This window comes from Actinomadura kijaniata, assembly GCF_014138665.1.
GTDB classification, from domain to species: Bacteria; Actinomycetota; Actinomycetes; order Streptosporangiales; family Streptosporangiaceae; genus Spirillospora; species Spirillospora kijaniata.
In genome coordinates, this window is sequence record NZ_JACJIA010000012.1 from 105678 (window position 1) to 118925 (window position 13248).

Genomic DNA, 13248 nt, shown 5'->3' on the forward strand with positions numbered 1-13248 from the left:
CATCCTACACGTTGATTCCCGCGATCTCCGTAAAGCGGATCGGGGTCCCGTCCCGGTCGAGATGGAATCTGGCCCAATTGACTTCGCCCTGGTCGTTGACATGAACGTAGTAACTGCGGACCCGAAGATTCTCTTTCTCCAGTTCTTCCTTGAGCCTTTTCTGGAGTTCCGGCCGGGCGTCCAGGGCCGCCTTGAGGTCGATATCGCGCTTGAGGATGAAGCGGCTGTACTCGGGAGCTCCCTGCGCGGCCCGTTTCATGTCCTCCACCAGCCTGCTTCCCAGTTGGGAGCCCACGCCCTTGGCCTCGACGGTGTAGAGGACGGCGGTCTCCCCGTCCCTCCCGCGTTCGAAGGCCACGGCCGTGACATCGGCGGTGGTCGGTTTGCCCGGAGCGAGGCTCTGCGGAGTGAGAAGGGTCACCCCGTACCTGCCGTCCAGGAAGTCCTTGGCCGCCACCATGCCCATCTGCTCGCTGATCCGGGACATGGCGCTGCCGGCCGCGTTGTATCTCCTGGCGACCTCGTACAGGCTGCGCAGGTCGTCTCGGACCCCGCGCCTCTCCTCCGGGGAGAGGTCCCCGCTCTCCATTTCCGCGAGGATCTCTTCCCGCTTCTCGGCCAGCTTCTCGTCGCTGTTGACATCCTCTTTCCTGATGCCGAATCTCGCGACGAGCCGCTTGAGCTCCTTGTTGTCCTCCTGGCGGGACGCGTCGATCTCTGACCGGCGTTCCACGAGGGCGTCCATCTCCCCGCGGGCGGAGGAGGACAGGGCGAACGGGACCTTCCTGGTCCGCCTCTCCTCGTAGGTGACGTCCTTGCTCCGGTCGGCCAGGGGATCGTCGATGAAGCGCGCGCCGCGCTTCAGCCTGTACGACTTCTCCGTCCGGTAGGTGCCGGGCTCGTCCTCGGGGTGGTGGAGCCGGTGGCTCCCCAGGTCCCGGATGTACGGCTGGGGATCACTCGCGAGGCGGTAGTGGCCCTCCGGGACCGGGCGAACATTGCCGTCGTCGGCGATGTAGGAGTCGCTTCTTCCGGGCTGGGCGTTCGATGACCCGCTGCCGTTGCCCGGGGGAGGGTCGGTGGAGGCGCCACGGGAACGGCCGTCGAGGGGCGGGCCTTTCGGGAGGTCCTGGCGAGGGTGGCCGGGGGCGAAGCCGTCGCGGCCGGACGGCGTTCTCGTGCCGTCGGGGCGGTGGGTGGTCCAGCCGCCGTCCGGGGGCCAGGTCGGGCGCGGGCGGTTGTCGGGGCCGCGGGTCTCGGACGACGCGTAGACGTTGCCGTCGGTGTCGGACCAGGCCCTGCCCTGCGGGGCGGTGACGGGGACGCCGAGGCGCTGGGCGAGGCGCCGGGCGAAGTCGCCGTCTCCCGTGTGGCAGGAGAGCAGCATGACCTCGCGGCCGTTCCAGTTCGGGTCATTGCGGATGAGGTCGGCGACCTCGTCCACGCCGAGGCGGCGGCCACCCGCGTTCACGCTGTCGGGATCGCCGTGGCCGTCGAGGATGTAGCGGTTCGGGTCGGCGGGGACGCGCCGGGCCAGGTCCCGCATCTGGGGATCGTCGTGCAGGGAGCGCCCGGCGGGGGTCTCGTCGCTGTTGCGCCAGACGTCGCGCAGGCTCTCGGGCAGCCCCTCCGGGACCGACCGCGAGTCGCCGGTGTCGGACTCCTCCCGGTGGAACGGGTCGGCGTGCCCGTCGGCGGGAGCACGCGTGCCGGACGGGCCGTGGGCGGTGTCCGCGCCGCTGTGGGGACGCGAGGGCCCGTGGGCGGGTGAGGGCGTCTCCGCGGACGGCGGCCGAGGGGACGGATCCGCGTGCGGGGAAGGACCCGGCCCTGGGGTCGGGGCGGCACGATGCGCGGCCGGTGAGGGAGGACCACCGTGCGTTGAGGGTGGCCAGCCGTGCGACGCGGGAGGCCCGGCGTGCGACGAGGACGGCCCACCATGCGGGGAAGGCGATGCGTCGTGCGCCCCGGGTGACGCAACGTGCGACAAGGACGGCCCGACATGTGGTGAAGGCGACCCACCGTGCGCCGGGGGTGGCCCGGTGTGCGCCGGGGGCGGCCCGGCGTGCGCTGGGGGCGACCCGGTATGCGACGCGGGCGACCCACTGTGTGCCGAGGGCGGCCCGGCGTGTGAGGAGGGCGGTCCGGTGTGTGCCGGAGGTGATCCGGCATGTGCCGAGTGCGGCCCGCTGTGTGCTGAGGGCGGTCCGCCATGCGCTGGGGGCGATCCGGCGTGTGAGGAGGGCGGCCCGGTGTGTGCCGGGGGCGATCCGGTGTGCGGCAGGGACGGTCCGGCGTGTGACGAGGGCGGCCCGCCGTGCGGCGAGGGCGATCCAATGTGTGCCGAGGGTGGCCCGGCATGTGCCGAATGCGGCCCGCTGTGTGCTGAGGGCGGTTCGGCGTGCGCCGGGGGCGACCCGCCATGCGCCGAGGACGGTCCGCCATGCGAGGAGGGCGGTCCGGTGTGCGGCGAGGGCGATTCAGTGTGTGCCGGGGGTGGCCCGGCATGTGCCGAGTGCGGTCCGCTGTGTGGTGAGGGCGACCCGCTGTGCGCCGGGGACGGTCCAGCGTGCGCCGGGGGCGGTCCGCCGTGCGCCGGGGGCGGTCCGCTGTGCGCCGGGGGCGGTCCGGTCGGTGGTGTGGAGGTCGGGGGTACGGGGCCGTAGCCGGGGAGGGGCGGGGTCGGGGCCGGGATCACGCTTGCCCAGATCGTGTAGGCGGGCCTGCCGTACGCGTCCACGTAGCCGTTGGGCTGGACCGCGTCGATCCGGTACTGCACGCCTCGGGGCAGGATCAGCTCACGCTGGTCGGAGTAGGCGCTCTGCGACCCCATCCACAGACCGGGGAAGCCTTCGGGGACCCGGATGTGGAGACGGTGGGGGAACGGGGTCTGGTCGACCTCGGCGGGAGTCGAGCCGAGCGAGGTCGACATCGGCGCGTGTTCCGTCTGCACCGTGCCGACCAGCAGCGACGGGTCCAGCCGGGAGCCCAGCGGGTGGCCGTCGGCTCCGACGAGGAAGCTCAGGTCGTGCAGGCCGCGTTCGACCTGGACGGACTCGGGGAGCGGGTGGCTCAGCGCGCGGTCGAGCTCGGCGATCCTGCGCTGGAACGCCTCCACGGGAGGCTCGCCGAAGTAGCGGATCTGGTGGTCGAGCTCGGCGGAGGCGGTCTGCAGACGCCCGAGGTGGGCGTCCGCGCTGCCGGACCGGTAGAAGTCGAACGCGAGCCTGCGCACGTCGGGATGGACGGTCGGCGCCTGGGAGATCCGGTACAGGTCCCCGGCGGTCGGGACCCTCCCGTTGTTGGCGTAGATCAGCGCGTGCAACTGGTTGCGCTGGGCGATCAGGCCGTTGATGAACGCCCCGTAGTCACCGCCCGGCCGCAGGAACCGGTTCGGCTCCGACCGCACCGTGTACTGGTACACGGCCTGCTGCTGCTCGGGCGGCAGGTTGCGGTAGGTCTCGGAGAGGTGGGTCTCGCCGTAGTGGGAGCCGTCGAGGTCGGTGGCGAAGCGCCGGACGCCGTCGGGGCCGACCTCGCCGGGACGGTGGGACGGGTCGTGCCCGCCCGGCGGGACCGCCAGCGGGTTCACGGAAGGAACGCGTGGCGGGCGCCGGTCGGCGGGTGGCTCGTGGATGGACCAGCTCGGGGAGATCACCCCGCCGTTCGGGTCCACGGCGATGGGGCCGTTGGGCGTCACCACGCGGGTGCCGAGGCGCTGGGCGAGTTCCCGCGCGAACGGGGAGCCGTTCGGCTGCTGGCTCAGCAGGACGACCTGGCGGCCCGCGGCGTTGGGGTCGCTGCGGATGAGGGCGGCGATCTCCTCCGCGTTGAGGCGGCGGCCGTTGAACGTGATGCCGTCCGGGGCCGCGCCGCGTCCGTCGACGACGTAGCTGCCGGGGGACGGCGCGACGCGGTGCGCGCGGCCGGCGATGTCGGCGTCGTGCGGGGAGTGGAAGCTGCGGCCCGCCGGGGTCGGGGTGCTGCCGCGCCAGGCGTCGTGCAGGTGCGGGGGGAGGTTCCGCGGAACGGGGCCGTGCGGTGCCGGCGCGGCGTTCCGGGGCGGACCGCCCGGAGATGTGGAGGAGTGCGGCCGGGCCGGTCCGCCGGCGCTGGACGGGGTGCGCGGCGGCGTGCCGGACGGGTTGCCGCCGTTGTGCGGCGTGGACGGGTGCGGCGCGGGGGCCGGGCGGTTGGGCCCCGCGTGAGGCGGTGTTCCCGGCGCGGCGGGGTTGTTGAACCGGATATGCGGGAACACGGGCCCGTTGGGGCCGGGCGTGGACGTACGCGGCGGCGTCCCGGCGGGGTGGGGCGCCGGGGCCGGATTCGTGTTCGGGCGCGTCGCGGGTGCCGGCCCGCTGTCGGCGGGACGGCTGAACGCGATGCGTGGGTCGACGGGCGCGTTGGGGTTCCGGCCCGCGGCGGGGGTCGTGCCGGGGCCGTTCGGGGTGGGGTTCGGCGTGGAGGCCGGTCCGTTGGGCCTGGCAGGGGACGTGGCCCACGGTGGCGCGCCGGGCGGTGTGGGCCGCGTGACGGGGCCGGACGGCGCGGCGGGCGAGGCCGCCGGGGTCACGGGCGGGGTGGACCGTGGCGGTGTTCCGGCGGGGGTGCCGTTGTTGTTCGGGCGGGGTGCCGTGCCGGGGTGCGGCGCGGACGGGTTGGATGCGGACGCCGGGGCGTTGGGCCTGGCAGGGGGTGCGCCCCACGGTGAGGCGGCCGGTGTGGACGGGGTCGGCGCGTGGGGGCGGGGGGGCGACGGCGCGCCGGAGGCCGGGGGAGCGCCCGGCGTCGAAGCTGTCCGCGGCGTTCCGCCGGGGACCGGTCCGGCCCACGGAGGCGTGGCGAAGGGCGCGTTCGGGTTGGGACCGGACGCGGGGTCGTTGGACCTCGGCGGGGTGGGCGCTGGGGGCGCGGTCGAGCTCGGGTTGGGCGCGGCCGGGCCGGACGGTGGGGTGTCGTTCGGCGGGGTGGTGGGCGCCGGAGTCGCCCATGAGGGGGTCGCGGGTGGCGTGGGGTCCGGCGTCGTTCCGGATGCCGGAGGCGTGGCGGAGGGCGTGTTCGGGGGCGCGACCGGCGGCGCGGTGGTCGTCGGCGTAGCCCACGGCGGGGTCGCGGGCGGTGTGGGGCCCGGCGTCGCGCCGGGCGCCGGGGGTGTGGCGAAGGGCGTGTTCGGAGTCGGAGTTGGCGGCGTGGTCGGGCTGGACGGCGGGGTGCCGTTCGGGGATGCGGCTGGCGGCGTGGAGCCCGGCGTTGCGCTGGATACCGGCGAGGGTCCGGACGCCGGAGGTGCGGCGGAGGGTGTGTTCGGAGTCGGCGGTGTGGCTGGACCGGACGGCGGGGTGTCGTTCGGCGGGGTGGGGGGTGCTGGGGCCGCCCATGAGGGGGTCGCGGGTGGCGTGGGGCCCGACGTCGGGATCGTGTGTGGTGTTCCGCTGGGGGTCGGGGCGGTCCACGGGGTGGGTGGCGAGGAGGGGCCGGTTGCCGGAGGGGTGGCGAAAGGCGTGTTCGGGGCCGGCGGATTCGGTGGGGTGCCGTTCGGGGCCGGAGCGGGGGGTGCGGCGGGTGCCCACGGCGGGGTCGCGGGTGGCGTGGAACTCGGCGTCGCGCCGGACGTCGGGGGTGTGGCGAAGGGGGTGTTCAGGTTCGGCGGGGTGGCGGGTGCCGGGTTCGCCCACGAGGGGGTCGCGGGCGGTACGGGGGTCGGGGTCGCGTCGGCGGTCGCGGGGTGGGGCGCCGGGCTGGGGGTCGGGGCGGTCCACGGGGTGGGCGGCGAGGAGGGGCCGGTCGCCGGAGGCGCGGCGAAGGGCGGGTTCGGGGTCGGCGGTGTGGGCGTCGGGGCGGGGGCCGTCGCGGGAGCGCGGTCGGTGGAGGCCGTGACCGGGGTGTCCGCCGGGACGACGCTGGCGTAGACCTGCCACTTGCCGTCGATCCGGACGACCTCGTCGACGCGGAACTTCAGGCCGCGCGGCAGGATCAGCTCCCGTTCGCCCGCGCCCATCTCGGAGAGCTTCTCGACCCACAGGGCCGGGGTGCCTTCGGGGACGCGCATGTGGATGACCGCGTTCTTGAAGGCGGCGGCGCCGGCGGGCGGTCCGAGGGAGGTGGACAGGAAGCCCGGGTCCTGGAACGTGTGGCCCACCATCGACTCGGGCGGCATGTTCAGGTAGCTCAGGCTGGTGCCACGGGTGACGACGATGGGCTCGGGCGTGGGGTGGGCGTTCAGCGCGCGGTCGAGCGCGTCGATGTGCCGTTGGACCTCGGGGGACGGCGTGGTGCCGTCGCGCAGCGCGCCGTTGATCTCCTTGTAGGTGGGATGGTCGGCGGGCGGCTCGTCGGTGTAGTTCCGGACCGCGTCCTTCTGGTCCTGCGGCAGGTTCTCCGCGGACTCGTTCCAGTGCCGCGCGCCGTAGTCGTAGGCGGAGTCGCGATCGGGGAAGGTGACCGCGTCGCGGGCGATCCTCTCCTCGGCGTCGCGGGCGCGCTGGTCGGGGCTCCGGTCGTCCCGCGGCGGGGGCGCGTCGTCGTCCGTGCCGCGCGCCATCGCGCCGGACGGGGGCTCCTGGGGCGGGCGGGAGGGGGTGTCGTCCGCCGAACGCGACCGGGGGTCGGGCGACGGGTTCTCGGTGCCGTCGACGAACCGTTTCGCCGCGCGGTCGTAGTCGCGCCGGCTGTCCAGGTCGAACTGCTGGCGGTCGTAGCCACCGTAGACGGGGTTCTCCCTGGTCCCGATGTGCTTGTGCTTCGAATGGGGATCGCCGGGGTCCTCCTTCTCCCCGGCGGCGATCCGGCCCTGGCCGGTCGTGCCGTCGTCGATCAGCGCCCGGACGACGTGGTACTCGACGGAGGAGTCCGGTGTTCTCCCGTTCAGGGCGTTGAGGATCTCAAGGGCGACCTTCTTGTCCTCGCCGCCCTTCTCGATCATCACCTTCAGGATGTCGCGGAAGTACTTGGGGTGGCCCTGCTGGTAGTCGACGTCGTCGATCTCGCGCTTGCCCAGGGGGGCGGTCGGGCCCTTGGCCTCGACGACGAAGTAGTGCGTGTGCCCGTCGACCGTCACCTTGTAGACGCGGTCGTACTCGCCGCGGCCGGGGCTCTCCGACTGGGTCCCGACGTGCTCGTCGGGGACGTCGAACGGATCGTTGAACGGGTACAGGCGCTCGATCTCCGGGTTCCCGTCCCCGAACCGGTCCCTGATCAGGTCGTCGAACGCCTGGTCGGCGGCGCGCTCGCCCAGCCGCTCACCGAGGTTCCGCTGCGCGGTGAACGCGTCGGTCCGCACCTTCTTGTTCTCGGGCGTCGGGTCGCCGGTGTACTCCTTCTCCGCCCTGGCGACCTCGTTGATGGCGTCCCGGCGCCTCTCCATGAGCCGCTCGTGCTGCTGGCGTTGCGCGTCGTCGGAACGGACCTTGGGCAGTTTCGGCTTGATGTGGTCGGCGATGACGAGCGGCCGGTTGGTGGCCGGTTCCCAGCGGCCCGTGTCCTTGTTCCACTGCAGATGCGGGTGACCGTCGTTGACGTTGTTGCGGTGTGCCGACCCGTCGTTCAGGTGGTAGTGCTCCGAGAGCGGGGTGGTCGGGTCGGCGCTCGTCGGGTCGTTGACGTCGCCGAGGGTCTGCGTTCTGAGCTGTTCCTGCTTCTTCGCGGTCAGCTCGGGGCTGTCCTTCGGCTTCCCCGTCTGGCCGTCGGCGTCCTCGTCGGCCCGTTCGCGCGGGTTCCCGTTCTCAGGGGCGCGGTCCGGGGAGTCCGGCTGCCGGCGGTCGTCGTCCTGCGGGGAGGGGGTGTCGTCGCGGCGGGGAGGGGCGTTCTCCTCCCGGCCCGGTGTGGAGTCGCCGTTGCGGGACGGTGTTCGGTCGTTCGAGGCGGGGTCGTCCGCCCTCCGCCCGCCGTCGCCGTCGGTGTTCGGGGCGTCCGGGCGGGGGTGGCCGGGGGCGAAGCCGTCGCGGCCGGACGGCGTTCTCGTGCCGTCGGGGCGGTGGGTGGTCCAGCCGCCGTCCGGGGGCCAGGTGGGCTGCGGGCTGTTGCCGGCGTCGGTCGTGGTGGACGAGGAGTAGACGCTGCCGTTGTCGTCGGTCCAGGCCTTGCCGTGCGGGGCGGTGACGGGGACGCCCAGGCGCTGGGCGAGCTGCCGGGCGAAGTCGCCGTCCCCGGTACGGCAGGAGATCAGCATGACCTCGCGGCCGTTCCAGTTCGGGTCGTTGCGGATCAGGTCGGCGACCTCGTCCACGGTCAGGTGGCGGCCGCCGGAGCGCATGCCGTCGGGGTTGCCGTGGCCGTCGAGGACGTAGCGGTTCGGGTCGGCGGGGACGCGCCGGGCCAGGTCCCGCATCTGGGGATCGGTGTGCAGGGAGCGCCCGGCGGGGGTCTCTTCGCTGTTGCGCCAGACGTCGCGCAGATTCTCCGGCAGGCCCTCCGGGACCGGCGAGGAGTCGTCGGCGCCGTTGTCGGTGGGGTCGGGCTCGGAACGCGTGGGGGCGTCGTCGGCCTCTCCGCGCGGGGCCGCCCCGGAGGAGGCGCCGACCGGGACCTTCTCGGAGCCCGAACGTTCGCGTGGCCCGCTGTCCGAGGGCGCGTCCTGCTTGTCGGTCGGGAAGCGCTCCGGTGCCTTCTGGGGCGGGGACGGCTGCTCGTTGGCGGGGGAGCGCCGGTCCGGGGCGTTGTCGGAGCCGGAGCGTTCGCGCGGCCGGGTGTCCGAGGGCGCGTCCTGCTTGTCGGCCCGGGGCCGGTGTTCCCCGGGGGGAGCCTTGTCGACGGGGGAACGCGTCGTCTCCGGGCGCGAGGGCGCTTCGGTGTTGGTGCGGGGGGCGCCGCCGGAAGGACGGTTTCCGCCGCCACGCGGGGCCGGGCCGGAGGGGACACCGGCGGGAACGGGGCCGGGCGAGGAAGTGCCGCTGGAGGGCGCGTTCGAGGGCGGGGTGCTCGCCGGGGCGCCGCCGACGGGGGTGCTGCTGGGGGTGGTGGCCGGTCCGGACGGAGTGGTGCTCGGTGCGGACGACAGGTTGGAGGCCTGCTGGTTCGAGGACGAGGAGGAGTTCGACGGCGAGTTGGGGGATCCGCCGTCGCCCGGGGAGGGGACGCTCGCGGGGGCCGGTGCGGGGGTGCTGGGCGCGGGGGTGTGGGAGGCGGGGCTGTGGGAGGCGCCGTCGCCGTTGTTCGTGCTCGCCAGGGAGGGGGCGGCGCCATCGTTGCCGCCGTTGCCGAGCAGGTTGGAGATGCGGTTGGTGTCGCCCGGGTTGTGCGAGTTGCCTCCGTCCCCCTTGCCGGTGCCGCTGTTGTCGCCGCCGCTGTTGCCGGGCGTGTTGCCCGAACCGTCGTTGGAGGAGGTCTGGGGAGAGCTGGTGTTCGTGTTCGAGCCGTTGCCGGGACCGCTGTCGGGACTGTTGCTCGAAGTGTTGGTGGACGAACCGTTGCTCGAAGTGTTGGTGGATCCGTCGCCAGAGCCGCCGCTGCTGTTCTGCGAGCCGTTGGAGCCGCTGCTGGATCCGTCGCCTCCGTGGTTGGAGGTCTGGGAGCCGCTGGTGGAGTCTCCGCCGGAAGGGCCGTTCCCGGTTCCTGAGCTGTTGCCGGACCCTGAGTTGTTGCCGGACCCTGAGCTGTCTCCGGATCCCGAACCGTTCCCGGATCTCGAACTGTCGTTGGGCCCCGAGTTGTTGCCGGAGCCGTTGTTCGAGCTGTTGTCGCCGGAGTTGTCGCCGCCGTTGGAGCCGTTGCCGTCGCCCGGTCCGCCGCCGTCGCCGCCCGCGGTGGAGGCCCGGTAGCCCTTGATGCCGTCGGTGCCGCCGCCGACCGCGCCGCCGGCGGCGCCGGAGGTGGCGCCCTTGGCGATGTCCTTCCAGCTCAGGTCCTCGCCGTTCATCCCGGCCGAGATGACGGTGCTGCCCACGCCGGCCAGGGCCTCGGAGGCGCCCTCGCGGACGGCGCCCTTGGCGAAGCCGCCCAGCGCGGAACCGCCGGGGCCGCTCAGGCCGGGGATCTTGCCGAAGCCGTGCCCGAGACCGCCCGACAGCGCGCCGCCGATCGCGCCGTCGATCACCGCGCCCCGGGTCTTCTTGCTGTCCCACTCGGTCCGGTCGCCCTTGATCGCCTGGATGGCCTGGATGAGCAGGTCCAGGCCGAGGCCCTCGGCGATGCCCATCGCCACGCCCATCGCGATGGCGCGCAGCAGCGCCCGGCCGATGAGGCGGGCGGAGAGCTGGGCCAGCGCCTGGACGATCGGAATGCCCGCCAGCGAACCGCCGAACGTGTGGATGGCGTTGGCGATCAGCCAGATGATCTCAATCGCCGTGATGATCAGCGTGGCGATGAACATGTACTTGGCGTACTCGATGTCGAGCGCGCCCTGGTCGAGCATCCTGCCGTAGCTGTCGCAGCCCTTCCGCAGGTTGGGAAGGTGCTGGGGGTCGACGCTCAGCCACTGCTCGAAGTACCAGCGGAACTCGTCGGCGCCCGCGCCCTCCAGGACGCTGAGGACCTCGTCGGTGGTCCGGCGCAGCTCCTCGATCAGCTCGTCGAGCTCGACGCCGGCGTCGTACCAGGCCTGCGCGGCGCGGCGCATGGCGGTCTCGTCGCCCTCGGGCCAGTCCGACCCGACGATCCAGGACAGCCACTTGACCGAGTCGGGGATCTCAAGACCCACTGATCACATCACCGGTCACCTGATGCGCGAACGTTCCTCGGCGTCCGCGTAGCGCTTAGCCATCAGCTCGATGTTGGCCTTGACCTTCTTGAGGCCGTCGGCGATGTCCGGGCCGCTGTCCTTGAACTCGTTCGCCTTGTTCGTGGTGATGTAGTTCTGGCTGAACTGCTGGCCGGTCTCGTCGCCGCCCCAGCACGCGCCCTCGGCGTCCAGACGGCTCCGGAGCCGGTCGAAGATGCGCCGCACCTGCCCGCTGGCGTCCTCGAACCCCTTGGCCGCCTTGCGCAGGGCCTCGGTCTCGACCTTCAGCTCGTTGCTCATTCGGGCAGCAGCCCGTAGTGCTTGCGGACGTCCTCGATGCTGGTCGGGGGGTCGGCCATCAGCCGGGCGAGGTCCAGGCCGGGCTTGGCGTCGTCGTCCGGGCGCAGGTCGGCCATCGCGTCCTGGACCTGCTGGGTGACGAGGGCGGCGGCGGCGTCGGACGCCTCCAGGATCGCCTCGGCGAGCTCCTCCATGCCCAGCCTGCGTCCGAGACGGGGGTTCAGCTCCAGCTTCCGCAGCCGGCCCTGGCGGTCCACGGTCACCTTGACCAGGCCCTCGGCGGCCTCTCCGGTCGCCTCGACCGCTTCGAGGCGTTCCTGCAGGTCCTTGAGCTTCTCGCGCTGCTTGGCGTAGGTATCCAGCAGTTCGTCGATATGCGCCTGCCACTCAGCGCGCACAGCGAACCCCTCACGGTCGTCGGAACACCTCACCGAGCCGCGACCATGGCGGGATCACAGACACGGATTCCGATCGTTTATAGGTCTTCGGGGTCGCGTGCGCAACTTGATCTATCTGTGACTCCTGGGGTGGTGCGAACGTTTTGCTACCTGCGTGGCGCTTTGGTGAGCGATGTGACATGCGCCGCAGCGGACCCCCGCCGGGCCCTGCCGCCCCGACGGCCGGGATGGCGAGGACGCGCCACCGGTCGCCCGTGCCCCACGACATCCCCGGTTTCCGCCAGTCCGGGCAAGGGCGAACGCGCGGTGACCTGATAAGCGGGAACCGATCCTTCGTGAACTTTGCACAATTGGCGACCATCCCTATCTGAAATATTCAGAGGAATGGCCAGGAAATTGAGTGCCGCAGGCATGCGCCGCGCCACCTCGGTGGCGGGGTGACATGCGAGGCCTTCCGGCGCAATGGAAACGTCCGGATACGGCCAGCCGACTGCCTCCGCGACTTCCGGGCCAGTAATACGCAGGATCAATCACGGACCGTTAGCGCACTTCCGAATTTATGATCCTTGACAGTCTTGATCTCTGCGGATGACCATGACCTGGGCCTGCTGGACGAAACCCCGACGGGGATCGCCGGCCCGGTTCCGGCGCCAATTCCTTGATGGCGACAGGAGTGCGCATGGCGGTTGTGGACGATCCGCTGGAAAGGCTGCTGACCCCGGCGGCCTTGGAAGATCCATCGGCGGTGTACGCCGACCTGCGCGACAACTCCCCCGTGTACTGGCATCAGGGCATCGATTCGTGGATCGTTTCGCGATTCGACGACTGCGCGCTCGTCATGAAGGACGACGCGCGGTTCGCCTGTGACGAACGGCGTTTTGAGGGAACGGCGTCGCAGAGCGTCGGCATTCCCGTCGAGTTGCTGAGCCTGCAGAGCCTGGATCCCCCCGAGAGCGGTCCGCTGAGGAGTCTGCTCGCCAGGGGGCTGCGCGCACAGATAACGCGAGAGTTCGAACGGAATCTGGCCGCGCGGGTCGAGCGGGTGGTCAGCCGCCGGGCCGGCCGGGAGTTCGACTTCGTCGCCGAGTTCACGGTTCCGATCGTGCTGGGCTCGATCGAGGAGATCCTGGGCGTCGAGCCGATGGAACCGTCCTGGTTCTCCGGAATCGCGGACGCCGTCACCGCGGCGATGGACTCGCCGTTGCGACCGGAACTCCACGAGCCGGGGGTCGCGGCGCGCGGGGTCCTCTCGGAGATGGTCGAGGGATGGTTCTCCCAGCCGCCCTCCGGCGGCCTGCTGGGGTACCTGGCCAAGAACCGGGACTCCGAGAAGGTGGACCGGAGAATACTGGTCAACTCGGTGCGCGCCATTCTGCACGCCGGTTACGAGAGCATGAACTCGGCGGTCAATCTCGCCATGGCGGCACTGCTGGACGCTCCCGGCGGGCTCGCGGCGCTGCCGGACGGGCGAAGCGATCCGGCGCTCCAGGAGCTGGTGAGGTTCACCAGCCCGGTGCGGATCGAGGGAAGGGTCCCGCTCGCCGACACCGTCCTTGGCGGGCAGCGGATCACCGCCGGGTCCTTCGTCACGATGATCATCGGCGCGGCCAACCGGGATCCGGCGCGCTTCGAACGGCCGGACGAGCTCGACCTGGCCCGGACCGGCAATCCCCATCTCGGGCTCGGCCGCGGACCGCACGCGTGCATCGGCACGCAGCTGGCCCTGACGCAGATGCGGGTCGTCTTCGCGACGCTCGCCCGGCTCCGCCCCACGGCGGCCCTCGTCGGCAGGCCGGACTACCGCTGCACCGCGACGATCCGCGGCATCGACCGCATGGTGGTCGCGTTCGACTGAGCCACCGGCACGGATCTCTGGCGAAGGGGAGGTGAGTGGTC

General features: G+C 72.5%; 4 protein-coding genes. 1 reads left to right on the top strand and 3 read right to left on the bottom strand.

Translation table 11 applies throughout. The features are described from left to right. Positions 1–4: 4 nt before the first annotated feature. Genes HNR61_RS50215 through HNR61_RS35600 form a run of 3 tightly spaced genes read right to left on the bottom strand, consistent with a single transcriptional unit; the run spans position 5 to position 11352 of the window. Complete coding sequence (locus HNR61_RS50215; RefSeq protein ID WP_182847543.1) at positions 5–10633, bottom strand: DUF8616 domain-containing protein; 10629 nt, start codon at positions 10631–10633, stop codon at positions 5–7. Between the two features lie 15 nt (positions 10634–10648). Next, on the bottom strand, positions 10649–10954 hold the full coding sequence (locus tag HNR61_RS35595; RefSeq protein WP_067813463.1) for a WXG100 family type VII secretion target: 306 nt from the start codon (positions 10952–10954) through the stop codon (positions 10649–10651). Beyond that, positions 10951–11352 (bottom strand): YbaB/EbfC family nucleoid-associated protein, encoded by a 402-nt coding sequence (locus HNR61_RS35600; RefSeq protein ID WP_182847544.1) that lies wholly within the window; start codon positions 11350–11352, stop codon positions 10951–10953. The genes HNR61_RS35595 and HNR61_RS35600 overlap by 4 nt, the downstream gene beginning before the upstream one ends. Positions 11353–12031: 679 nt before the next feature. On the opposite strand from HNR61_RS35600, the gene HNR61_RS35605 reads away from it, so the two are divergent. After that, positions 12032–13207 carry a cytochrome P450 gene (locus tag HNR61_RS35605; protein WP_182847545.1) on the top strand — a complete coding sequence of 392 codons (1176 nt, stop codon included), beginning with the start codon at positions 12032–12034 and terminating at the stop codon, positions 13205–13207. The last annotated feature ends 41 nt before the right edge of the window (positions 13208–13248 follow it).

Excerpts from the sequence above, each read along its gene's own strand:
- HNR61_RS35605 (WP_182847545.1), top strand. The coding sequence starts at position 12,032 with ATGGCGGTTGTGGACGATCCGCTGGAAAGGCTGCTGACCCCGGCGGCC.
- HNR61_RS35595 (WP_067813463.1), bottom strand. The coding sequence starts at position 10,954 with ATGAGCAACGAGCTGAAGGTCGAGACCGAGGCCCTGCGCAAGGCGGCC.